The sequence below is a fragment of the Streptomyces zhihengii genome, from assembly GCF_016919245.1.
Classification (GTDB): Bacteria; Actinomycetota; Actinomycetes; order Streptomycetales; family Streptomycetaceae; genus Streptomyces; species Streptomyces zhihengii.
The window spans coordinates 1789991-1812656 of sequence record NZ_JAFEJA010000001.1; the positions used below are offsets into that span (position 1 = coordinate 1789991).

A 22666-nucleotide genomic window follows, 5' to 3' on the forward strand; every position below is an offset into this window, starting at 1 on the left:
TCATGGCTACCACGCGCCAGGCGCACACCGTTTGGGAAGGCAACCTGCTCGAGGGCAAGGGTGTGGTCACTCTCGACTCGTCCGGCATCGGCGAGTACCCGGTCTCCTGGCCCTCCCGCGCCGAGGCGGCGAACGGGAAGACCAGCCCCGAGGAGCTCATCGCGGCCGCCCACTCCAGCTGCTACTCGATGGCGCTCTCGCACGCCCTCGCGGGCGCCGGCACCCCGCCGTCGCGCCTGGAGACCAAGGCGGACGTCACCTTCCAGCCGGGTGAGGGCATCACCGGCATCCACCTGACCGTGCAGGGCGAGGTCCCCGGCATCGACGCGGACGCCTTCGCCAAGGCCGCCGAGGACGCCAAGGCGAACTGCCCGGTGAGCCAGGCGCTGACCGGTACGACGATCACGCTGACCGCGTCGCTCGTCTGACCTTCCCGCGTGGCCGGATCCGGCCGGTCCCGGCAGCGATGCCCGGCCGACCGGATCCGTCCAGCCGGACGTACTCCCTCCGGGGCCGGCCCCGGAGACCCCAGCGGCCACTGTGGCACGCCTGGTTACGAACCGGCACGTTGCGTGATACACACATGCGGGTCACATCTCCTGTCCGCCAGCAGGGAGTTGCCTCATGACCGCAACACGACGTCAAGCACTGGCCGGAGCCGGCGCGGTGGGCGCATCGATCGCCTTCAGCGGCGCCTTCACCGAACTCTTCACCGGCACCGCCGCCGCCCGCGGCCACGGGGGCTACGGCCCCCTCGTGCCCGACCCGGCGGGTCTGCTCGATCTGCCGGAAGGTTTCCGCTACACGGTCCTCTCCCGCCAGGGCCAGCCGCTGCGCTCCGGCGAGGGCCCGGTGCCCAGCAACTTCGACGGCATGGCCGCGTTCCGGGGCGGCCGCGGCACCGTCCTCGTCCGCAACCACGAGAACCGCTACAACGGCAGAATCGGCGTCCCCGTCGTCGAGGGCCTCACCTACGACCCGATGGCGAAGGGCGGCTGTACCGCGCTCGAACTCGACGGCCGCAACAACGTCCTGTCGGAGCGGGTCGCCATCGCCGGCACCGCGGTCAACTGCGCGGGCGGGCCCACCCCGTGGGGCACCTGGCTGACCTGCGAGGAGACCGAGGACCGGGCCGGGACGAACGGCTACACCAAGGACCACGGATTCATCTTCGAGGTCGACGGGAGCGATCCCCACCTCACCGGCGCGGTGCCGCTGACCGCGATGGGCCGCTTCCAGCACGAGGCCATCGCCGTCGACCCGTCGACCGGCATCGTCTACGAGACCGAGGACGCCTTCGAGCAGCCCTTCGGCCTGTTCTACCGGTTCCTCCCGGACAAGCCGCTGGGCGGCACGGGCTCGCTGCGCGCGGGCGGCCACCTCCAGGCCATGCGGGTGCCGGGCGTGCCCGACCTGTCGCGGATCCAGGAGACCGGCGCGCGGTTCGACCGGATCGAGTGGGTGCCGGTGCCCGACAGCCAGGCCACCACGACACCCATCCGCCACCAGGACTTCGGCCGCAAGGGCGTCACCCACGCGCAGAAGCTGGAGGGCTGCTACTGGGGCGGGCGCTCGGTCTACTTCGTCTCCAGCTACGCCCGCAGCGCCGAGGGCTCCGCGGGCGACCACTTCGGCCAGGTGTGGAGGTACGAGCCGCACCGCAGGCGGCTGACGCTGGTGATCGTCTTCGGGCCGGGCACGGACGTCCAGCTGCCCGGCGAGTCCCCCGACAACATCTGCCTGGCGCCCAGCGGGGGCCTGATGGTGGCGGAGGACGGCGACGGCGCCCAGCACGTCTACGGCGTGACGAAGCGCGGCGAGGTGTACGCGATGGCCCGCAACCGGCAGAACACCGGGACGCCCACCTCGCCCACCTGGGGCGAGTTCGCGGGCGTCACCTTCTCGCCGGACGACGCCACGATGTACGTGAACGTCTACAACCCCGGCACGACCTTCGCGGTCACCGGCCCCTGGCACTGACAGGCCGGCGCCGGGCCGGCCCCGGACGGGCCGGCCCGGCGCCTCCGCGTCCGCGGGGGCCGCCGCACGGCGGCCCCCGTCGGCGGTCACTCGACGACGAGCTCCACCGGCAGGTTGCCGCGGGTCGCCTTGGAGTACGGGCAGTACGCGTGGGTCTTCTCCAGCAGCGCGCGGCCCGGCTCGCCCTGGAGGTGGTCGGGCAGCTCGACGCGCATGATCACGGAGAGCGCGAAGCCGCCGTCGTCGTCCTTGCCGATGGAGACCTCGGCGGTCACCGAGGCGTCCTTGACGTCGATCTTCTCCTGCCGGCCGATCGCGCCCATCGCGCTGGCGAAACAGGCGGCGTACCCGGCGGCGAAGAGCTGCTCGGGGTTGGTGCCCCGCCCGTCGCCGCCGAGCGCCGCGGGGAAGGCGAGCGGCAGGTCGATGTGGCCGTCGGAGCTGACGGCGCGGCCCTCGCGGCCGTTGGCGGTGGCGACAGCGGTGTAGAGCGCGTCCATGGAAATCCATCCCTCGTGGGTCGGGAACCGATGACCACAAATAAAGCACACGATTAAGTTGTGCACAACTCAATCGCACACTCCTTGCTACGCTGGAGGACATGGAGAACGAGACGCTGCCCCCGCCCCGGCCCGGGGACGTACCGGACGAGGAGTTCCTCCGCCTCGACCGCCAGATCTGCTTCTCGCTGCACACCGCGTCGCGGGCGTTCAACGGCGTCTACCGCACGGTCCTGAAGGACCTCGGCCTCACCTATCCGCAGTACCTGGCGATGCTGGTGCTGTGGGAGCACGGGGAACTGCCGGTCAAGGAGATCGGCGACCACCTCCACCTCGAATCCGGCACCCTCTCACCCCTGCTCAAGCGCCTGGAGACGGCGGGATACGTCGAGCGGCGGCGCAGCGCGCAGGACGAGCGCTCGGTGACGGTGCGCCCCACGGCCGCCGGCGGGGAGCTGCGCGCCCGGGCGCTGGGCGTGCCCCGCAGGATCGCCGAGTCCACGGGTTTTCCACTGGAGCGGATCCGCGCCCTGCGCGCGGAGCTGGACGCCCTCACGGCCCATCTGACCGGCCGGGAGCCGGAACCGGCCACGGGGCGGGAGTGCTCCGGCCGGGACACGCCGTAAGCCCGGGGCGCGGGGCCCCGGGCTCCGGTCGGGCGGGACGGCGGCCCGCTCAGTAGCGCAGCTCGGCCGCCACTCCGCCGTGCTCCGACAGGGTGCCGTCCGGCACGAAGACCACCTCGGCCCCGCCGTCGAGGGCGGTCTCGACGAGTTCGTCGACGATGTCCTCACGCACCTCCGGGTCGGGCGCGGCCGCCGGGTCGACCGGCTGGAGGTGCCCGCCGGTGACGCGGGCGGTGCGCTGGAAGTGCTCCTCGACCACCACGAGCCCGGCCCGCTCGTCCCGTACCGCGCCCCAGACCTCGTCCAGGCCCGCGGCGAAGGAGCGCTTGCCGCGGGCGGCGTCGAGGCGGCCGGCGACGGCGGCCGCGTGCCGGGTGCGGTACTCGTCCAGCGCCGGGTGCAGCTCCTTCAGCAGCGCGGCCGCCGGGCCGTCGGTCAGCCCGCCCTTGACGACGCGGCCCACCGCGGCCGCCGTCGCCGTCCCCGCGTCCCGCAGCAGGCTCAGGGCGGGCGCGAGCCCGACGAGGAACAGCGGGCGGGGGTCCGTCTCCAGGACCGCGCCGACGGCCTCGTCGACCTCGCGCAGATACGCCCGCGTCCACTCGTCCGTGAAGGTGCTGGCCGTGTCGCCCTGCCGCTCCTCGCGCTGCGGGTCGAACTGCTCCTGCGGCCTGACGCGCGGGAAGCCGTCCCCGGTGTGCTCGTGCAGCGACTCGCCCGCCCCGCTCCACAGCGTGGTCCGGTCGGCGGAGACGACGAGCACCCAGTAGGGCCGCGCCTGCGCCTTGGCGGAGACCAGGTTGCGGGTCAGGAAGCTGTCGCTGAGGACGACCCGCTCGGGCACCGAGCGGGGCAGGCGCCACACCTGGTACTCCCGGGTGTCGGCGAGGATCGCGAGCCCGTCCTGCGCCTGCCGCGGATCCAGTTCCGCGACCGCCCGCTCGAGCTGGGCGCGCACCCCGTCGCGGGTCTCGCGGTCGACGCCGTCGTCGCCGAGCCGGCGTTCGGCCTCGGCCATCAGGTTCCGCAGCCGTACCGCGTCCTGCTCGCTGTCCTGGCCGTGGCGGTGGGTGGGCATCGTCACGGAGACGGCGGGGTAGGGCTTCTGCGCCCGCAGCTGCCGCAGCAGCGCGGGGGTCAGGGCGTCGGTGTCCATGTCTCCCTCTCGACTGTCCCCCCGGCGTCCGGTCCGTTCAACCTTCCGACGCGCGCTCCGCTCCCGCATCCGGGCGCGGCCGGCGGCGGGGCCGCGGGGCGGGCGGCGCGACCGGTGGCGGCGGCGAGGGGCCGGTGGCAGCGGGAGGCGAGGGCCGGCCCGTGGCGCGGGGCCGGGAGACGGCGGCGGGGCACCGGGCGCCCTCTCGGGTGCGCCCGGTGCCCCTGCGGTGACCGCGGCCGTGTGGGGGGCGCGGCGTGCGGTCAGCCGTGGTTCCCTGAACGTCCTCGGTCGCCTGGTGCGTCACCTCCCTGCCGGTCGCCGCCCCCCGGGCCGGTGCCGTCGCCCGTGCCCTGAACGGCGCCCTCGCTCTGGTCCTGACCGGCGCCCTGAACGGCGCCGTCCCCCTGGTCCTGGCCCGCGCCCTGGTCCTGGCCCGCACCTGCGCCCGCGTCGCCGCCCTGGCCCGCGCCTGCGCCCGCGTCGCCACCCTGGTCCGCGCCGGGTGCGCCGATGACGGCGCCGACCGCGGCCAGCGCCGTGGTCACCGGCTGGAAGAACGTCTCGCCGCCCGAGGTGCAGTCGCCGCTGCCGCCCGAGGTCAGGCCGATCGCCGTGCCGTCGCGGGTGAACAGGGCGCCGCCGCTGTCCCCAGGTTCGGCGCACACATCCGTCTGGACGAGCCCGGTGACCGTTCCCTCCGGATAGTTCACGGTGGCGTCGAGGCCGGTGACCCGGCCGTCCCGGAGGCCGGTCGTGCTGCCCATGCGGAAGACCTCCAGCCCCACGGCGGCCTCGCCGGCGCCGAGGATGTCCAGGGTCTGCCCGTTGCCCAGGTCGACGGTGCTCGGCGGTGCGGTGGCCGGATCGTCGTAGGTGACGAGGGCGAAGTCGCCGTCGCCGGGGAAGGTCGCGGCCTGCACCGTGCCGACCGCCGCGCCGTTCGGCTCCTCGGACCACCCGGCCGCCGCGACCCCGCAGTGCCCGGCGGTGAGGAAGCCGGGCGCGCCCGCGTCCGTCGTCACGTTGAAGCCGAGCGAGCAGCGCGCTCCCCCGCCGAAGATCGCGTCCCCGCCCTCCAGGAAGAGGGTGAACGCGCCCGCCGACCGCTTGATGTCCGCGGTGCCCGCGTCCAGCGCGCCGACCGCCGCCTCCAGCCGGTCCCAGCTCCCGCCGCGCACCGTGCGGTCGGCCGTGACCACGAGCCGGTTGGTCCGGGGATCGACCGCCCAGGCCGTCCCGGGGACGGCGGCCCGGGCGGCGAGGGTGCCGGCCGCGCTTCTGAGGTCGTCCATGCTGTTGTCGACGCCGCGGGCGACGGCGCCCTCCCCGGCGACCCGGGCGGCCGCCGCGTCGTCGCCGCCCGCGACGTTGACGACGAGCTGCCGCCGTCCGGCGTCGTAGTAGGCACCGCCGTACGCGTCGCCGAGCGACGGGCCGAGCCGGGCGAGGAGGTCCTGGGCGCTCGCCGCGCTCATCGTGCGGGGTGCCGCCGGCGCGTCGTCCCCGCCCGGCTGCGAGGCGTTGGCGTGGGGCAGCAGCACAGCGGCGGCCGCGATGCCCACCGCCCCGGCTCCGGCCAGTACGGCCTTGCGCTTGGGTATTCGCCTGTGAGTCAACTCGCTGCCTCCTGCGGGGGATACGGGATCCGGCACCGAGGTGCGGTGCCGGGGGGACGCGTCCGACCCTTGGTACGGATGAGGCGGGCGATGTGCTCAACTCCGGTACGGAAAACCGGAGCGGACGAAGCGTCAGCCGTCGTCCCGCTCGGGCAGCCGGGTGCCGCAGCGGGCGCAGAAGCGGGCGTCCGAGGCGTCGGCGGGCCGGTCGCACGCGGGGCAGATCCGGTCGAGCAGACAGGCGGGCTCGCCGCCTCCCCGGCCGTCGTCGGTGCCGCCCGCGGCCGTGGCGACGCCCGCGCTCCGGGCGGCGGACGGGGGCACGGAGCCGATGGCCAGTCCGGGCCGGCGGCGGTGCGCGGTGAGGTGCACCAGCCCGTCGGGGCCCGCCACCAGCGAGCGCTCGGTGCCGCGCGGCAGCCAGGCCACGCGGCCCGGTTCGAGCCGGTCGGTCGTGCCGGCCACGGTCAGTTCCCCGCCGCCGCCGAGGACGCACAGCAGCACGTCCAGGTCCGGTTCGACATGGGGGGCGACCCGCTCGCCGGGCGGGACCCGGATCACGTTGGCGTCCAGCTGCCTGGCCACCGGGGCCAGCCGCCACAGGGCCCCGCCCCGGTCGTCCGGCACGGCGGCGAGCAGCTCGGTGACGGCGGCGAGCACACCGGCGACGGGCGGCTGAGCCATCTGGTCCCTCCCTGTCCACGAGCCCCCGGGGGCTCGACGGGAGGCATCATCCCACGGTGCGGGAGGGTCTCCGGGACGCCGCGGGCCCGTGGACGGCCGCGACGCGGGGGGCCTCTGACCACCCCTCAGAATGAGGATCGGATATTTTCGGCGAGTGACCAGACTTGTACGAAGATGTGCCTTTTATCTCGCGCTCGGGGCGCTGGGGGCGGGCCTCGCGGGCTGCGGGGCACCCGGCACCGCCGGCCGCGGCGCCGCGTCCCCCGCGCCGTCCACGCCCTCGGCGGGCGCGGCCTCCCCGGACGGGGGCGCCCGCGTCCCGCCCAGGCCGGGCAACCCGCAGCAGCAGGGGCGCGTCCCCGCCGCCGGCGGGCCGGCGCCCGTCTTCTCCCGGGCCGTGCCACGGCCCGGCACCGCCGCGCCCAAGGTCGTCGCGCTCACCTTCGACGCCGACATGACGGCGGACCAGGGGCCACGGGCGGCCCGCGGGGAACGCTTCGACAACCCGGGTCTGATCGAGGCCCTGCGGGCGCTGAAGGTGCCGTCGACCGTGTTCATGACCGGGCGCTGGGCGGAGGAGTACCCGGCGCAGGCGAAGTCCATCGGCACGGACACGCTGTTCGAGACCGGCAACCACTCGTACAGCCACTACGCCTTCACCGCCGACTGCTACGGCCTGCCGGTCGTCGACAGGACCCGCATGCTGGCCGACGTGGAACGCGCACGGCGCGCGTTCGAGCGTGCCGGGGTGCGCAACACCGTGCCGTACTTCCGCTTCCCCGGCGGCTGTCACGACGACGCCGCGCTGCGCGCCGTCGCGCCCGCGGGGGTCACGGCGGTGCAGTGGGACGTGGTGAGCGGCGACGCCTTCGCCACGGACGCCGGGGCCGTGGCCGAACAGGTCCTCGCGGGCGTGCGGCCCGGATCCCTGGTGGTCATGCACTGCACCCGCAGCGCTGCCCCCGTGACGGAGGAGGCGGTCCGCCGCATCGTGCCCGCACTGCGCGACCGGGGGTACCGCTTCGTGAAGGTCTCCGAACTGATGCGCGGGTGACGTCCGGCGGGGGAACCCGCCGGGGGCGGGTCGCCGGGGGCGGGGTCGCCAGGCGCCACCGGCCGGGGCGTCAGGCCGGTTCGGCGGCGGGCCGCCGGGCCCGGCGGAGGGGCAGCCGGAGCCCGACGTGCCGGGGCATGGGGCACCGGGCCACGGCCGGAAGGGCAGCCGGAACCCAACGTGCCAGGCGGCCAGGCCGCCCACGCCGAAGCCAGGACCACCGGCTGTACCACCGCCGGGCCCCCAGCCGAGGGCCGGCCAGGTCGTGCGGCCGGGGCCGCCGGGCCGGGGCATGGGGCACCCGGCCACAGCCGGAAGGGCAGCCGGAACCGAAGGTGCCCGTCGGCCAAGCCGCCCGGCACCGGAGCCCGGGCCGCCTGGGCCGGGGCATGGGCACCGGGCCCGTCGGCCCGGCCGGGGGCATGGGTGCGCCGGGCCCGCAAGGCCGCGCTGCCGGGGCGGGCTCTCAGCCCGAGCAGGCCGTGCGTTCGGCCTCCCGCCATGCGCAGACGGGACACAGCGGGGCGCCCTTCACGGACGCCGGGTACTCGGTCGGCTCGCGGCACAGCACGCACTCCGCGAAGGGCCCCTCCTCCGCGGGGGCCGCGACGGGGCCGGCGGCCGAGGGCTCGCAGTACGCCTCGGGCTCCTTCGTACGCTCGTCCATGCCGTCCAGGCTAGTCCCCGGGGCGGGCGGGCCGGGGCCTGGCGCCATGAGCAGGGCTCACGCACCCCGGGCCGGAGGCCAGGGCGTGCCGCGAAAGTAGCTCCGTCCGCCCGAAAGGCGGGGCCTGCGGCGTCTGGTCCGTGCGATCGCAAGGCGGAGGATCATCCTCGTACCGGGCGTACTCGGATGACTCCCGACAACGCGGCATGGGGGTACCTCCCAGCGGTAGCTGGGGGAGTGCGTGCCAGGCATCGCGGGCCAGGAGGGGCTTTCGCAACACGCCCTAGTTGTTCTGTCCAGGGAGGTTGTGGACGGGTGATGCAGGTCTCGGCTGAGGCGGGTTGAACGGGTGAGGGCCTTCCGGGTTCGGTGTGGATTGCGACGTCTGCACCGACCAGAAAGGCCCTCGTGCCCCACCGTAATGCACCCCTGACCGAGACCGGACGCCTTCGCCTGGCCCGCTGCGTGGTCGAGGACGGCTGGCCTCTTCGCCGGGCCGCGGAACGCTTCCAGGTCTCACCGACCACCGCCCAGCGGTGGGCCGAGCGCTACCGGACGCTCGGCGACGCCGGCATGACCGACCGTTCGTCCCGCCCCCGCCACAGCCCGCGCCGGACACCGACCCGCACCGAACGCCGGATCATCAAAGTCCGCCTCCTTCGCCGCTGGGGACCGGCCCGCATCGCCCACCTGCTGGACCTCGTGCCCTCGACCGTGCACCGGGTCCTGACCCGGTTCGGGCTGGCCCGGCTGACTCATCTGGACCGCGCCACCGGCCGCGTCATACGCCGCTACGAACGCGAACGGCCCGGCGAACTCGTCCACGTGGACATCAAGAAGCTCGGCAACATCCCCGACGGCGGCGGCCACAAGGTCCTCGGCCGCCAGGCCGGCCGCAGAACCCGCAAGAACGCCGGCTACAGCTACCTCCACACCGCCGTCGACGACCACTCCCGCCTCGCCTACAGCGAGATCCACCCCGACGAGCGCAAAGAGACCGCGACCGCCTTCTGGACACGAGCCGAGAAGTTCTTCGCCGGTGCAGGGATCACCGTCGAACGTGTCCTGACGGACAACGGCTCCTGCTATCGCTCCCGTGACTGGCGCGACGCACTCGCGACGGCCGGGATCACCCACAAGCGAACCCGGCCCTACCGACCCCAGACCAACGGCAAAGTCGAACGCTTCAACCGCACCCTGCTGGACGAGTGGGCCTACGCCCGCCCCTACCGGTCAGAGCAGGCACGACGCGACGCGTTCCCGGACTGGCTGCACTTCTACAATCACCACCGCGGACACACCGCACTCGCAGGCAACCCACCCGCCAGCCACGTCCCCAACCTCACAGGGCAATACACCTAGTCCCCCGCCGGGCCGCCGGCCGCGCCGCGCCGGGACGCCAGGTGGCAGGCGAGGGCGGCGGACGCGCAGGCGAGCGCGGACGCCGCCGCCAGCGGGAGCAGCGGAAGGTGCGCCGTGCCGGTGCGCGAGCCGGTGACCAGGCCGGTCACCGCGGCCTTCGCCGGGGAGCCGGTGGTCACCAGGGCCGACAGGACGGCCAGTGCGGTGGCCACCAGCGACCAGCCGCGCGCGTGCAGCAGCGGGCGGGTGCACAGGGCCCCGGCCGCCGCGCCGGTCAGCACGCTCACCGCGCACGCCGCCAGACCGGCGGCCACCGCCTGCCCCGGGGGCACCGCCGCCCGGTGGTCCGCGCCGGACAGGTCGCTCACGGCGACGACCAGAGCCGTCGCCGCGCACCCGAGCACCGCCGCCGTCCCGGCGGCGGCGAGCAGCGCGGACAGATGCGCCCGCGCGGGGCCGGCCGCCGCGGCCGTGACATGACGGGCGGCGGCGGGTTCCTGGGTGGCGCAGACGCGCACCAGCCAGGCCGTCGCGGGCAGCAGGCCCGCGGCGGCCCAGCCGAGGGCGTCCAGGACCGGGCTCCCGGCCTGGACGCCGACGGCGAGGAAGGCGGCGTAGAGCAGCACCGGCGGCAGCCATCGCTGCGACCTCAGCAGCAGCAGTTCCTGGTAGACGAGGAGCGCGGTCATGGCCGGGCCTCCCCGTGCGCGGCCGGCGCCGTCTCCACCTGGCGGACGTGCCAGGGCGGCCGGGCCGTGAGCAGCGCCCGGAGCAGTGCGTCGGAGTCCGCGGCCGCGATCGTGAACACGGTGGCACCGTCCTCGCCCGCCACGGCCACGGGCTCCCCGGGCAGCCCACCAGGCACCCTCGCGCCCGGCGGGCCCACAGCCACGATCCTGGCCGGAGGCACTCCCTCCCCGCCCGCCACGGCCACGGGCTCCCCGGGCAGCCCACCAGGCGCCCCCGCGCCCCGCGGGCCCACAGCCACGATCCTGGCCGGAGGCACTCCCTCCCCGCCCGCCACCGCGCCGGGGCGTACGGCCGCACCGGATGCCTCCTCGGCGTCCGGAGGCACGGCACGCCCCGCTGCCGTGGGAGCCGGAGGCACCCCGCTGCCCCCGCGCACGGCACTCCGGGAGACCGCCGTGTCCCCTGCCGGACCGGCGGGCGGACGCAGGGCGGAGGCGTCGCGCCCGGTGTCCCCGGGCACCGTGGACGCGCCGGGGGCAGCCCGCACGACGCGCCCCTCGCGGACGACGAGCACGGTGTCGCCCGCCTCCGCGGGGCGGCGGCGGTCGTGGTCGACGCAGACGACCGACGCCCCCTCGGCCACCAGGCCGGCGACGGCCAGATCGAGCTCGGCCCGGGCCGCCGCGTCCAGGCCCGTCCACGCCTCGTCGAGGACCAGCAGCTCCGGCCGGGCGACGAACGCCTGGGCGACGGCGACCTTCTGGCAGGTGCCCTTGGACAACTCGCCGAGCGGGGTGCGGGCATGGCCGGCGGCCCCGAGGCGCTCCAGCCAGCCGAGGGCGGCGGCCTCGGCCGCGCGGCGCCCGAGGCCGTGGATCCGGCCGAGCCTCGTCACATACCCGGCCGCGGTGAACGGCAGCGCGGCCGGGAACCGCTCGGGGACGTAGGCCGTGCGCGGACGGCCGGTGACGCGCCCCTCGGTCGGGGCGTCGATCCCGGCGAGCAGTCTCAACAGGGTGGACTTTCCGGAGCCGTTGGCGCCCTCGACCCGGATCAGGGCGCCGCGCGGCACGTCCAGGTCCACGGCGCGCAGCACCCACGGCCCGGCGAGGCCGTAGCGGCGGCCCACCCCCCGCAGTCTCAGCGCCGCCTCAGTTCTGCGCGGGCCGGTGCGGGGCCGCCTCGCTCGGGCGGACGATCACGAAGCCCTCGCCCTCCAGCTTGAGCTGCACGGCCTCGCCCGAGCCGCCCCGGATCATCGACCCGACGGACTGCGAGCGGTGCAGGGAGGTGGCGAGCCGGGTGCTCCAGCCGACGACCGCGTCGGTGTCCACGAACACCGGCTGCTGGTGGCTGACGGGGATGACGATGGGCGTCCCCTCGCAGATCACGGCGAGCTTGCCGTACCCGGTGAAGACGCTGTTGAAGAGGCCGCCACCGGTCATGCCGGCGCCCTTCACGGTCTTTATCTCGTACGCCAGGGAGGCGTCGAAGCACAGCACGTTGCGCCCGTTGATCGTGAGCGAGTCGCCCTGCTCGATGTCCACGATGAAGCAGTTGGCCGCCTCCTGCGCGAACCACGCCTCGCCCTGGCCGGTGACGGCCATCAGCGGCAGGCCCTCGCCCGTGACGGCCCGCTTGAGCATGCCGCCGATGCCCTGGCCCTTGCGCTCGAACCGGAGGTTGCCGCGGAAGGCGATCATCGATCCCTGGCGGGCGTGCATCTCGCCGTTGACCGCGTATTTCACCGACTTGGCGTTCTGCAGGGTCATTCCCGGCACGGTCGCCTGCTGGGCCATGTTCTCGCTGCTGAACAGATCACTCTTCATGCCCGGCATCCTCGCCCGGGGCGGGGCGCCGGGACAACCTCCCCCGTCGGGGCGGCTGGCACACTGATCGCGTGAGCAGCGAACATCCCGCCGACGGCACCCGCGACACCGGGTCCCCGGCCGGCCGATCCCCCGACAGCCCGTTCCGGCACGAGAACGCGAGCCGTGACAGCGCCCCGCAGTACGTCCTGCCGCTGGTGGTCCGCATCGAGCGGGCCGAACCGCCCGCGCGCACCGACGCGTTGGAGACGGCGGCCCGTGCCGTGCTGGAGATCCTCGGCGACGAGCGCTCCGCCGGCGACGGCGAGTGGGCCCGCGCCGTGCGGGACTGGCAGGACGCGCGGATCCGCAAGGTCGTGCGGCGGGCGCGCGGCGCGGAGTGGCGCAAGGCGTGCGCGCTGCCCGGCATCACGGTCACGGGCAAGGCGGCCGAGGTGCGGGTGTTCCCGCCGGTACCGCTCGACGGCTGGCCGAAGGAGCTCGCCAGGCTCCAGGTGTCCGGCACCGACCTCGACGACCCCGAGCCCCCGGAGCCCGCCGCCCCCGGGGAGCCGGTGCTGTGGATGAGCCCCGAGGTGACGATGTCCGCGGGCAAGGCCATGGCGCAGGCGGGCCACGGCGCCCAACTCGCCTGGTGGGAGCTGTCGGGCGAGCAGCGCGCGGCCTGGCGGGCGGCGTGCTACCCGCTGGCGGTGCGCACCGCCGGCCCGTCCGGCTGGCCGGACCTCACGGGCAGCGGGCTGCCGGTGGTACGGGACGCGGGCTTCACCGAGATCGCCCCCGGTTCGTGCACGGTGGTCGCCGACCACCCCGCCCTGCCCGCCTCCCGGAGGGCGTGAGCGCACGTCCTGCCACAGGACTGAACATTCCCGCACCTGGTCTCGTACTCCTGAGTACTGCCGCGTAGTTTGACCGCCTGAGTTCGACCGGCCGCACGGCCGCGGGCTCTTCGGTGACTGCGCAGCATCGGTCTGCCGTGTCACGTTTCGGCTCTGGAGGCACATTGTTGCGGCGCATCAACGGGACAGCTCTCATCATCGCGGCCCTGGTCGTCACGGTCGGCGCGCTCGCGTTCCCCGTGTGGTCGTACGCCGACCGCTCGGGAACCGGGCAGGCGAACCTGAACGCGTCGACCGTGGCGACGCAATGGGGACCGCTGTCCGCGGCCGACCGCGATCTGCTGGTCAAGGTCCGCCTGGCCGGACTGTGGGAGCTGCCGGCCGGCCAGCAGGCGGTCGAACGTGCCCCGAGCCAGGCCATCAGGGACGCCGGTGACCACCTCATCGTCGGACACACCGACCTCGACCGGCGCGCCCGTGACGTGGCGGCGAAGCTGGGCGTCGAGCTGCCCAACCAGCCCACCGAGCAGCAGCAGGGGTGGCTGCGCGAGCTGTCCGCCGCGAGCGGCAAGGAGTACGAGCGGAAGTTCGCCAACCTGCTGCGCAACGCGCACGGCAAGGTCTTCTCGGCGATCGCCCAGGTCCGGCACACCACCAGGAACACGCTCATCCGGCAGCTCGCCTCAGACTCCAACCAGACCGTGCTCGACCACATCACGATGCTGGAGGCGACCGGCATGGTCGACTTCGACGCCATCGCCAACGAGGCCGCGAACGGGGCGTCGGCCAGCCCGAGCGGCCCGCCGGCCCCGGACGGCAACCTGCCGCCGTCACCCGCTCCCGCGCAGCCGTCCGGAGACATCTCGGTGACGTCCCGGCCCTCGCCGGGCGCCCCCGGCACGGTCAACACGGACCGGCCCGAAGTGCCGTCGGGCGGATAGCGCGCACCGTGCCCGCGGGCGGGCTCCGGGCAGCGTCCGGAAGCCCGCCCGCGCACACGGCCGGGAACCTCAAATGTTGCTCTGAACGTCTCCCGCAGCGGATTCGCCCGGCCCCGCCGGGGCCAAGACCACTGCAAGCGTCGTCGGACCGCACGACGAGCGCAGGAGGGGGACACATGGAACTCGGCATCGGCATCGGCTGGCGTCCGGAGATCGCGGACACCGTGGAACGGCTGCCCGGCCTCGACTGGGTCGAGGTCGTCGCGGAGAACGTCTGCCCGGGCCATCTGCCCGACTCCCTCGCCCGGCTGCGCGAGCGCGGCGTCCGCGTCGTGCCGCACGGGGTGTCCCTGGGGCTCGGCGGCGCCGAGCGCCCCTCGCCCCGGCGCCTCGCCGACCTCGCCGCCCGCGCAGAGGCGCTGGGCTCCCCGCTGGTGACCGAGCACATCGCCTTCGTCCGGGCGGGCGGGGAGCTGACCGCGTCCCCCGCGCTGGAGGCCGGGCACCTGCTGCCGGTCCCCCGGACCCGTGACGCGCTCGCCGTGCTGTGCGAGAACGTGCGCATCGCCCAGGACTCCCTGCCCGTGCCGCTGGCCCTGGAGAACATCGCGGCGCTCGTCGCCTGGCCGGGCGAGGAGATGACCGAGGGCCGGTTCCTCGCGGAACTCGTCGAACGCACCGGCGTCCGGCTGCTCATCGACGTGGCCAACCTCCACACCAACCGGGTGAACCGGGGCGAGGACCCGTACACGGCGCTGGACGAGCTGCCGGTGGAGGCCATCGCCTATGTGCACGTCGCCGGCGGGATCGAGCGGGACGGGGTCTGGCACGACACCCACGCCCACCCCGTCACCCGGCCCGTGCTGGACATCCTCGCGGGTCTGCGCGCACGCGTGGCACCGCCCGGGGTGCTGCTGGAGCGTGACGACGACTTCCCGCCGCCCGAGGAGCTGGCGGCCGAACTGACCGTCATCCGGGAGACGCTGAGCACGGCGGGCGCCTCGGCCCCGGTCCGGCCCGCGCCGCGGAAGCCCGCCGGGGCCTCCGCACCGAGTGCCCAGCCCGCGGACGGCGCGACGGACGCGGCGGCCGGCCCGGGCGCGGACGCCGCTCCCCCGCACGGCACGCCCCCGGGCGCGGCGGCGGACGGGGCGCGGGCGCGGGTCGGGATCGCGCAGGCGTCGCTGCTGTCGGCCCTGGTCGCCGGGACCCCGGCGCCCACCGGGTTCGACGTGGCGCGGCTGCGGGTGCAGAGCCGGGCGCTCGTCGCGAAGCGGGCCGGCGTCGTCGCCAGGGTGGCGCCGGAGCTGCCGGACATCCTCGGGTCCGGCTACCGGCCGGCGTTCGTGGCGTACGCCAGGTTCCGTCCGCTGCGCGACAGCTACCGGCGCGACGCGCTGGACTTCGCCGAGCACCTCCTCGCCGAGGGCCGGCCCGACGACGAGGAGGCGCGGCGCCGGCTGACGCTCTGGTGGACGGAGCGCGCCGCGCCCGAACCGCCGCGCAGGGGCGCGCGGCTGGTCCACGCGGTGCGCCGGGTCCTCGCCGGCGCGGGGCGGTGAGCACGATGACCGAACTCGCCCTGCTCGTCTGGTCGGCCGTGGTCGTCTCCTCGGTGCTGCTCCTCGTCCGGGTCTCCGCCGCGCGGCGCGGCGCGCCCCGGCATCTCGCGCCACGGCTCGGCGCCTGGGAGGCGGCGTTCCTGGCCGGCGGCCCGGCCAGGGTCGCCGACGCCGCGCTCGCCGCGCTGCACGCGGACGGCCGGATCCGCGTCGGCGCTCCCGGTGTGGTCGCCGCGGCGGCCACGACCGCCCACGACCCGGTGGAGCGCGCCGTGCTCGACGCGCCCGGCCTCGCGCCCAGCGGGGCGCTCGCCGCCGTGCGGGGCGAGGTGATGCGCGCCCGGGCCGTCCAGGGGCTCGGGGACTCGCTCGCCGCCCGCGGGCTGCTCACCGTGCCGCCCGGTCACCGGCGCCTGACGACCTGGGGGTCGGTGCAGGGCATCCTGTGCCTCATCGGTCTGCCGGTGTCGCTGGTGCTGACGTTCGTCCAGTTCGCGGGGGCCGGACACCGGGCGACGGGGCTGCCGTTCGTCGTGGTGGTGGGGCCGGTGCTGCTGGCCGGCGCCGTACTCGGCATCACCCAGTCCCGCCGTGCGGCGCGCCGCACGACGCCGGCCGGCCGCGACGCCCTGGTGGCCTTCCGGGTCGCCCTGTCCACCGGCAGCCCCACCGTGGCGGAGCTGGTCGCGTCGCGCGGCACGCGGGCGGTGCCGGACAGGGAGCTGTCGGCGTTCCTGGCGGCCGCCGCCCGCCAGGGGGCGTCCCGCTCCGCCGTCCCGTACGTCGCCGCCACGGCGGCCGCGGCCGTCGTTCCGGTGTGGTGCGCGGGCGTGACGGGCACCGGTGGCGGATGGGGGGCCGGCGGCGACACGGGCGGCTCCGGCTGCGGCGGCTCGTCGGGCTCCGGCTGCGGGAGTCCGGGGTCGAGCTGCGGCGGTTCCGGTTCGAGCTGCGGGAGTTCGGGGTCGAGCTGCGGATCGAGCTGCGGCGGGTCGAGCTGCGGATCCTGAGGCACGGGCCGGGCCGCGGACCCTGAGGCACGGGCCGGGCCGGGCCGGGCTCCGGATCCTGAAGTCCGGGCCGGGCTGCGGATCCTGAGGTCCGGGTCGAGCTCCGGATCGCGGAGTGCGGGCCGCCGCTCGGGCCGTTCCCGGCGGTCCGCATCGTGGAATACCTGTGGCGCGCCGCCGGGTGCCTCGCGTAGAACTCGGCCATGCTCTGGCTCCTTCTCCTCGCGTCGGCCTGGGCCGCCACCGCCGTCAGCTGTCTGCGGCTGTGCCTGGCCGCCGCCGACGTCCCCCGGCTGCCGTCCGGCGTGCCGGAGCTCGGGGACGGGCCCGGGGACGCGGACGGGGAGGGCACTCGCGAGGCCGGACTGACGCTGTACGAGGCCGCGTACCTGGCGGGCGGGCCGGGCCGGGTCGCCGATCTGGCCCTGGTGGCGATGCACGGCCGGCGCGGGCTGCTGCTGGCGCACACCGGCTGGACCACGGTGGTGGACCCCGACGCCGAGGACGCGCTGGAGCGTTCGGTCATCGCGGCGGCGGGGCCGGCGGGCCAGGAGCTCACCGCATCGGTGCGCACGGCGGTGGCCGCCGACGGCGCGGTCCGGGCCATCGGGGACCGTCTGGTGCGGGCGGGGCTCGCCGTCCCGGACCGGGCGCGCACGGCCGTGGTCTCGGCGCTGCGCGCCGTCCGTGCGACGAGCCTGCTGATACCGGCGCTCGCCGTCTGCGCGGTGCTGACGCTCCCCGGGGGCCGCGAACCGGGCCCGGTGGCCGTCTGGTTCACGCTTCCCCTGGCGATGACGCTGGGCGCGCTGGCGATGGCGGCGATGGAGGTGCGGCCCTACACCCGCTTCGCGTCGCCGCTGGGCGCCCACCGGCTGTCGGCGTTCGCGGAGCACACCGCCGCGGGCGGACAGGGCACGGAGCGGGCGCGGTTGACGGCGGTGGCCCTGCACGGCGTGGGAGTGCTCGACGACCCGGAGCTGCGCGTCGCGCTGGCCGCCGGCCGGCCGGCGCACCGGGTCGGCTGACCCGGCGAACGGCCGGGAGCCGCTCGCCGCCCCGAAGCCGCTCCTGAGCGCGTCTGCCGGGGGCCTCGGGACCACCCGTCGCGCGAACGGAGGCCGCGCGAACGGAGGCCGCGCGATCGGACACCGGTGCGGCGCGCGTCGTGCGCGCCGCACCCGGGGCCGGACCCGGTGTCGCTGGACCGCGCGCGGGATTGCCGCACGCCGTCTGATCTTCCGGGTCGACGAGGCAGGGCCCGCCGGCTGCGGGCTGCCTCCACATCATCGGGGGCCGGCGGCTACGCCAGTCCGGCCACCAGGTCGGCGACGTCCTTGCGGCGGCCGGTGTAGAACGGCACCTCCTCGCGGACGTGCAGCCGCGCCTCGGAGGCGCGCAGGTGACGCATCAGGTCGACGATGCGGTACAGCTCGTCGGCCTCGAAGGCCAGGATCCACTCGTAGTCGCCGAGCGAGAACGAGGCGACGGTGTTGGCGCGCACGTCCGGGTAGCCGCGGGCCATCTTGCCGTGGTCGGCGAGCATGCGGCGGCGGTCCTCGTCGGGCAGCAGGTACCAGTCGTAGGAGCGGACGAAGGGGTAGACCGAGACGTAGTCGCGGGGGGTCTCGTCGGCCAGGAAGGCCGGGATGTGCGACTTGTTGAACTCGGCGGGGCGGTGCAGCGCCATGTTCGACCAGACCGGCGCGAGTGCGCGGCCCAGCCTGGTGCGCCGGAAGCGGTTGTAGGCGTCCTGGAGCTCGTCCGCGGTCTCCGCGTGCCACCAGATCATGACGTCGGCGTCGGCGCGCAACCCGGAGACGTCGTAGGTGCCGCGGACGGTGACGTCCTCGGCGCCGAGCTGGTCGAACAGCTCCTGGACCTCGTCGGCCCAGCCGGACCGGTCCTCGGGCAGCACATCTCGCAGCTTGAAGACGGACCACAGCGTGTACCGGATGACCTCGTTGAGGTCCTTGGCCTTCTTGCCTGCGTTCGGGGTCTTTTCGGGCGCACTCATACGGCTATTCTCCCGCGTCCGGATGCGTGCCCCGCGCCGGGGTCGGCGTGGCGAGGATCTCGTCGGCGGCGCGCTGCCCGTCGGCGACGCACGCCGGGATGCCGACCCCGTCGAACGCGGCCCCGCAGACCCGCAGTGCGGCGGGCAGCGCGGCCACCTCGCGGCGGATCCGGGCGACGCGGGCCAGGTGGCCGACGGGGTACTGGGGCAGGCCGCCCGTCCAGCGGGTCACCTCGGAGGCGACCGGCCGCGCGGTGATGCCGACGGCCCGGCCCAGGTCGCCGAGGGAGAGCGCGACGAGTTCGGCGTCGTCCCGGTCGAGCGCCCGCTCCTCGCCGTGGCGGCCGAGCGAGGTCCGCAGCACGAACAGTTCGTCCGAGCCCTCGTCGACCCAGCTCCACTTGTTGGACGAGAAGGTGGACGCCTTGATCGACCGCCCGTCGGCGGGCGGCACGAGGAAGCCGCTGCCGGGCAGTTCGCCGAGGTCGGCGCGCCGGAAGGCGAGGGTCACCAGCGCCATGGAGGCGTACTCCACCGCGCCCAGGTCGGAGGCCGCGGCCGGGCAGGTGTCCGTGAGCAGCGCCGCGGAGGCCCACGCGGGGGTGGCGAGGACGACGGCGTCGGCGGCGAGGGTCTCGCGGTCCGTGCGGACCCGCCAGCCGCCGCCGTCGGGGGCGAGGCCGAGCACCGGGGTCGAGGTGCGGATGTCGCCGCCCGCCGCGCGCACGGCCGCGGCGACGGCGTCCGGCAGGGTGCCGATGCCGCCGGCGAGGCCCATGAACACCGGCCCTGCGCCCTGCTGGGCGGCTCCCTTGGCCTGCACCTCGCGCACCGCGTCCAGCAGGGCGTCGTGGCGGCGGGCGGCGTCGAAGAGCCCGGGGACGGCGGCGCGCATCGAGATGCGGTACGCGTCACCCGCGTACACCCCGCCGAGCAGCGGCTCCACGAGCCGGTCGACGACCTCGCGGCCGAGCCGTCCGGCGACGAACTCGCCGATGGCGACGTCGTCGCCGACGTCGGCGGGCGGCAGCTCCCGCTCCCGGCCGATGCGGGCGACGCCCTCCGGCGAGAGCAGCCCGGCGAGCGCCTCGGCCGAGCCCGGCACGCCCATCACATGGCCCTTGGGCAGCGGCCGCAGGGCGTCGCGGGTCCAGACCGCGGAGACCGCGACGGCGGGCGGCTGGAGCCGCTCGCCGAGGCCGACCGCGCGGGCCAGGCCGACGCCCTCGGCGCGGCGGGCGAGCATCGACTCGGCGCCGAGGTCCACCGGCACGCCGGCGATCTCCCCGGCGTGCAGCTTGCCGCCGAGGCGGCCGGTGGCCTCCAGGAGGGTGACGCGTGCGCCGGCGGCGGTCAGCCGGTGGGCGGCCGCGAGGCCGGCGATGCCGCCGCCGACGACGACGGTGTGGCGCGCGGGGGTGTCGTGCAGGGGGCCGTTCATGGGGCCAACTCTCTCAAACGGCCGGGCCGCCCCCGTAACGAGTCCCGACCGTGACCGCTTCGGAACCACGCGGGGGCAACCCGCGCACGGGGCCGGACGTCGAAAGGGCAACCGCTCACCATCACGACCTGGGGGGTCTCATGCGTGCACGCCGCACGTTCGCGGTTCTGTTCGTCACCGCGTCACTCGCACTCGCCGGCTGCGGGGCCGGCTCCGACGACTCCGCCGACGCCAAGCCGGCCTACGCGGAACAGGCCAAGGGCGCTGCCGGATCCGGCAGCGCCGCCGACGAGGGGGCGACGGCGGCGGACGGGAAGGCCGGGCCGGAGGGGACGGCCGAGCCCTCGGCCGAGGCCGCGGCGCACATCATCCGCACCGCCTCGCTGAGCGTGGAGGTGAAGGACGCGGTCGCGGCCCTCGCCGACGCGCGCGCGGCGGCGGAGAAGGCCGGCGGGCGGGTGGAGAACGAGACCACCGAACGCGTCGACGACACCCATGTGACCTCGCGCATCGTGCTGCGGGTGCCGCAGGAGTCGTACGACGCGGTGCTGTCCGGACTCGCGGGCGCGGGCCGGCTCCTCTCCCGTCAGGCCGACGCGAAGGACGTCACCGACCAGGTGGTCGACGTCGAGAGCAGGATCGCGACGCAGCGGGCGAGCGTGGCCCGGGTGCGCGAGCTGATGGAGCGGGCCGAGAGGCTCTCGGACGTCGTGGCGCTGGAGGGGCAGCTGAGCAGCCGTCAGGCGGAGCTGGAGGCGCTGCTGGCCAAGCAGGAGTCGCTGAAGGACCGCACGGCGCTGGCGACGATCACGCTGGAGCTGACGGAGCCGGAGCGCGCGGAGGAGTCGTCGGACGACGGCGCCCCCGGCTTCCTCGACGCGCTCGGCGGCGGCTGGGACGCCCTGGTCGCGACGGTGCGCTGGATCGCGGTGGTGCTGGGCGCCGTCGCGCCGTTCGCGGCGGTCGGCGCGGCGCTGTACGTGCTGTGGCGCCTGCTGGGCGGCCGCGCCGGGCCCGCCGGGAGGCGGAGCCGGCGCCGCGGGCCGCCGCGGCGGGCGGCACGGTCCCGCCGTACCCGGGGACGTCGCAGGCCACGGCCCCGCGGCGGCCGGCGGACTCCGGGGAGGGCACCCCGGACTGAAGGGGCCGCGCCCCGTAGCGTGTTCCCATGACGACGGAGCGACTGGTGATCGTGGGGGGCGACGCGGCGGGCATGTCCGCCGCGTCGCAGGCACGCAGGACGAAGGGCCGGGACGAGCTGGAGATCGTGGCGTTCGAGCGCGGTCACTTCAGCTCGTACTCCGCGTGCGGCATCCCGTACTGGGTGGCCGGCGACGTCGAGGGACCGGACCGGCTGATCGCCCGCTCCCCCGAGGAGCACCGGGCGCGCGACATCGATCTGCGGATGCGCACCGAGGTCACCGAACTGGACCTGGCCGGCGGCCGGGTCCGCTCGCTCGACCTGGAGTCCGGCACCGAGTCCTGGACGGGCTTCGACAAGCTGGTGATCGCGACCGGCGCGCGGCCGGTGCGCCCGGCGCTGCCCGGCATCGACGCGCCCGGGGTGCACGGTGTGCAGACCCTGGACGACGGCCGGGCGCTGCTCGACTCCCTGTCCCGTGCCCGGGGCAGGCGCGCGGTCGTGATCGGCGCCGGGTACATCGGCGTGGAGATGGCGGAGGCGCTGCTGCGGCACGGGTTCGAGGTGACCGTGGTCGACCGCTCCGAGCAGCCGATGTCGACGCTCGATCCCGACATGGGCCGCCTGGTCCACGAGGCGATGACCTCGATGGGCATCACGGTGGTCACCGGCGCGGCCGTGACCGGCGTGCTGACGGACGACGGCGGCGCGGTGCGCGCGGTCGCCACCCAGGACGCCGAGTACCCGGCGGACGTGGTGGTGCTCGGCATCGGCGTCGAACCGGAGACCACGCTGGCGCGGGCGGCCGGCCTGCCGCTGGGCGACCACGGCGGGCTGCTGACGGACCTGTCGATGCGGGTGCGCGGCCGGGACGCCGTCTGGGCGGGCGGCGACTGCGTGGAGGTCCTGGACCTGGTGTCCGGGCGGGAACGCCACATCGCGCTGGGCACCCACGCCAACAAGCACGGCCAGATCATCGGCGCGAACGCGGCGGGCGGCTACGGCACCTTCCCCGGGGTGGTCGGCACGGCCGTCAGCAAGGTCTGCGACCTGGAGATCGCCCGCACCGGGCTGCGCGAGAAGGACGCCCGCGCGGTCGGCCTGAAGTACGTGACGGCCACCGTGGAGTCCACCAGCCGCGCCGGCTACTTCCCCGGCGCGGCCCCGATGACGGTGAAGATGCTGGCCGAGTACCGCACGGGCCGGCTGCTGGGGGTGCAGATCGTCGGCCGCGAGGGCGCGGCGAAGCGGGTGGACATCGCGGCGGTGGCCCTGACGGCCTCGATGACGGTCGAGGCGATGACCGCCCTGGACCTCGGCTACGCCCCGCCGTTCTCCCCGGTCTGGGACCCGGTGCTGGTGGCCGCCCGCAAGGCGGTCGCCGCGGTGCGGCGGGCGGGGGTGTGACGCGGGCGGGGCGGGCCCTCTCCTGAGGGCCCGGTTCGCCTCCGGGGCGCTCAGGACGGTCCCGACGGTCGACCGTGCTCGATCCCTCGTACCTCGGGACCTCCGCGCGCTCTCCCTTCCGGCACCGCCCGCGCCCCTTCG

General features: G+C 75.7%; 21 protein-coding genes and 1 pseudogene. 12 read left to right on the forward strand and 10 right to left on the reverse strand.

Annotated features, from left to right (window positions below):
• The first annotated feature begins 2 nt into the window (after positions 1-2).
• Both JE024_RS07435 and JE024_RS07440 read left to right on the forward strand, forming a co-directional pair.
• Positions 3-428, forward strand: coding sequence for an OsmC family protein (locus JE024_RS07435; protein WP_205372842.1), 426 nt, complete (start codon positions 3-5; stop codon positions 426-428).
• Positions 429-624: 196 nt separating this feature from the next.
• Positions 625-1980, forward strand: coding sequence for an alkaline phosphatase PhoX (locus JE024_RS07440; RefSeq protein ID WP_205372843.1), 1356 nt, complete (start codon positions 625-627; stop codon positions 1978-1980).
• A gap of 86 nt (positions 1981-2066) precedes the next feature.
• Here the strand turns inward: JE024_RS07440 and JE024_RS07445 are convergent, their stop codons facing one another.
• On the reverse strand, positions 2067-2480 hold the full coding sequence (locus JE024_RS07445; RefSeq protein ID WP_187743106.1) for an organic hydroperoxide resistance protein: 414 nt from the start codon (positions 2478-2480) through the stop codon (positions 2067-2069).
• Between the two features lie 101 nt (positions 2481-2581).
• Between JE024_RS07445 and JE024_RS07450 the strand changes: the two genes are divergently transcribed.
• On the forward strand, positions 2582-3106 hold the full coding sequence (locus tag JE024_RS07450) for a MarR family winged helix-turn-helix transcriptional regulator (RefSeq protein ID WP_205372844.1): 525 nt from the start codon (positions 2582-2584) through the stop codon (positions 3104-3106).
• Positions 3107-3155: 49 nt separating this feature from the next.
• Here JE024_RS07450 and JE024_RS07455 read toward each other — a convergent pair whose 3' ends face one another.
• The 3 genes from JE024_RS07455 to JE024_RS07465 all read right to left on the reverse strand — a co-directional run bounded on the left by JE024_RS07455 (position 3156) and on the right by JE024_RS07465 (position 6565).
• Positions 3156-4262: a baeRF3 domain-containing protein gene (locus JE024_RS07455; protein ID WP_205372845.1), complete on the reverse strand. Its 1107-nt coding sequence runs from the start codon at positions 4260-4262 to the stop codon at positions 3156-3158.
• A 263-nt stretch (positions 4263-4525) separates the two neighbouring features.
• Entirely contained in the window at positions 4526-5881 is a 1356-nt protein-coding gene (locus JE024_RS07460) for a S1 family peptidase (RefSeq protein WP_205372846.1), read from the reverse strand.
• 132 nt (positions 5882-6013) lie between these two features.
• A complete protein-coding gene (locus tag JE024_RS07465; protein WP_205372847.1) occupies positions 6014-6565 on the reverse strand; it encodes a cupin domain-containing protein in 552 nt (183 codons plus the stop codon).
• Positions 6566-6719: 154 nt separating this feature from the next.
• On the opposite strand from JE024_RS07465, the gene JE024_RS07470 reads away from it, so the two are divergent.
• Complete coding sequence (locus tag JE024_RS07470; protein WP_372449775.1) at positions 6720-7619, forward strand: polysaccharide deacetylase family protein; 900 nt, start codon at positions 6720-6722, stop codon at positions 7617-7619.
• 466 nt (positions 7620-8085) lie between these two features.
• Here JE024_RS07470 and JE024_RS07475 read toward each other — a convergent pair whose 3' ends face one another.
• Complete coding sequence (locus JE024_RS07475) at positions 8086-8286, reverse strand: hypothetical protein (protein ID WP_205372849.1); 201 nt, start codon at positions 8284-8286, stop codon at positions 8086-8088.
• Positions 8287-8694: 408 nt separating this feature from the next.
• On the opposite strand from JE024_RS07475, the gene JE024_RS07480 reads away from it, so the two are divergent.
• Positions 8695-9648 carry an IS481 family transposase gene (locus JE024_RS07480; RefSeq protein ID WP_205372850.1) on the forward strand — a complete coding sequence of 318 codons (954 nt, stop codon included), beginning with the start codon at positions 8695-8697 and terminating at the stop codon, positions 9646-9648.
• Here the strand turns inward: JE024_RS07480 and JE024_RS07485 are convergent.
• The 3 genes and pseudogenes from JE024_RS07485 to JE024_RS07495 form a co-directional block, all read right to left on the reverse strand.
• Positions 9645-10337: an ABC transporter gene (locus tag JE024_RS07485; protein ID WP_205372851.1), complete on the reverse strand. Its 693-nt coding sequence runs from the start codon at positions 10335-10337 to the stop codon at positions 9645-9647. The two genes, JE024_RS07480 and JE024_RS07485, sit on opposite strands and share 4 nt — an antisense overlap.
• Before the next feature lie 550 nt (positions 10338-10887).
• A pseudogene (locus JE024_RS40965) lies at positions 10888-11482 on the reverse strand (ATP-binding cassette domain-containing protein); the annotation flags it as partial.
• A gap of 7 nt (positions 11483-11489) precedes the next feature.
• The gene (locus JE024_RS07495; protein WP_205372852.1) at positions 11490-12167 is read right to left on the reverse strand and encodes an AIM24 family protein; all 678 of its coding nucleotides are present in this window, start codon (positions 12165-12167) and stop codon (positions 11490-11492) included.
• 71 nt (positions 12168-12238) lie between these two features.
• On the opposite strand from JE024_RS07495, the gene JE024_RS07500 reads away from it, so the two are divergent.
• The 5 genes from JE024_RS07500 (at position 12239) to JE024_RS07520 (ending at position 17547) form a co-directional block, all read left to right on the forward strand.
• Entirely contained in the window at positions 12239-13006 is a 768-nt protein-coding gene (locus JE024_RS07500) for an aminoacyl-tRNA hydrolase (protein WP_205372853.1), read from the forward strand.
• Positions 13007-13173: 167 nt separating this feature from the next.
• Positions 13174-13947 carry a DUF4142 domain-containing protein gene (locus JE024_RS07505; RefSeq protein WP_205372854.1) on the forward strand — a complete coding sequence of 258 codons (774 nt, stop codon included), beginning with the start codon at positions 13174-13176 and terminating at the stop codon, positions 13945-13947.
• 176 nt (positions 13948-14123) lie between these two features.
• A complete protein-coding gene (locus JE024_RS07510; RefSeq protein WP_205372855.1) occupies positions 14124-15509 on the forward strand; it encodes an MbnB/TglH/ChrH family RiPP precursor modification enzyme in 1386 nt (461 codons plus the stop codon).
• Positions 15510-15514: 5 nt separating this feature from the next.
• Positions 15515-16519, forward strand: coding sequence for a TIGR04222 domain-containing membrane protein (locus JE024_RS07515; protein WP_205372856.1), 1005 nt, complete (start codon positions 15515-15517; stop codon positions 16517-16519).
• Positions 16520-16722: 203 nt separating this feature from the next.
• Positions 16723-17547, forward strand: coding sequence for a TIGR04222 domain-containing membrane protein (locus JE024_RS07520; RefSeq protein ID WP_205372857.1), 825 nt, complete (start codon positions 16723-16725; stop codon positions 17545-17547).
• Between the two features lie 275 nt (positions 17548-17822).
• On the opposite strand, the gene hemQ is transcribed toward JE024_RS07520, so the two are convergent.
• Both hemQ and hemG read right to left on the reverse strand, forming a co-directional pair.
• Complete coding sequence (hemQ, locus tag JE024_RS07525) at positions 17823-18536, reverse strand: hydrogen peroxide-dependent heme synthase (protein ID WP_205372858.1); 714 nt, start codon at positions 18534-18536, stop codon at positions 17823-17825.
• Positions 18537-18540: 4 nt separating this feature from the next.
• Positions 18541-19977: a protoporphyrinogen oxidase gene (gene hemG / locus JE024_RS07530; RefSeq protein WP_205372859.1), complete on the reverse strand. Its 1437-nt coding sequence runs from the start codon at positions 19975-19977 to the stop codon at positions 18541-18543.
• Positions 19978-20117: 140 nt separating this feature from the next.
• On the opposite strand from hemG, the gene JE024_RS07535 reads away from it, so the two are divergent.
• The gene (locus JE024_RS07535; protein ID WP_205372860.1) at positions 20118-21149 is read left to right on the forward strand and encodes a DUF4349 domain-containing protein; all 1032 of its coding nucleotides are present in this window, start codon (positions 20118-20120) and stop codon (positions 21147-21149) included.
• Positions 21146-22525 carry an FAD-dependent oxidoreductase gene (locus tag JE024_RS07540; protein WP_205372861.1) on the forward strand — a complete coding sequence of 460 codons (1380 nt, stop codon included), beginning with the start codon at positions 21146-21148 and terminating at the stop codon, positions 22523-22525. The genes JE024_RS07535 and JE024_RS07540 overlap by 4 nt, the downstream gene beginning before the upstream one ends.
• Positions 22526-22666 lie beyond the last annotated feature (141 nt).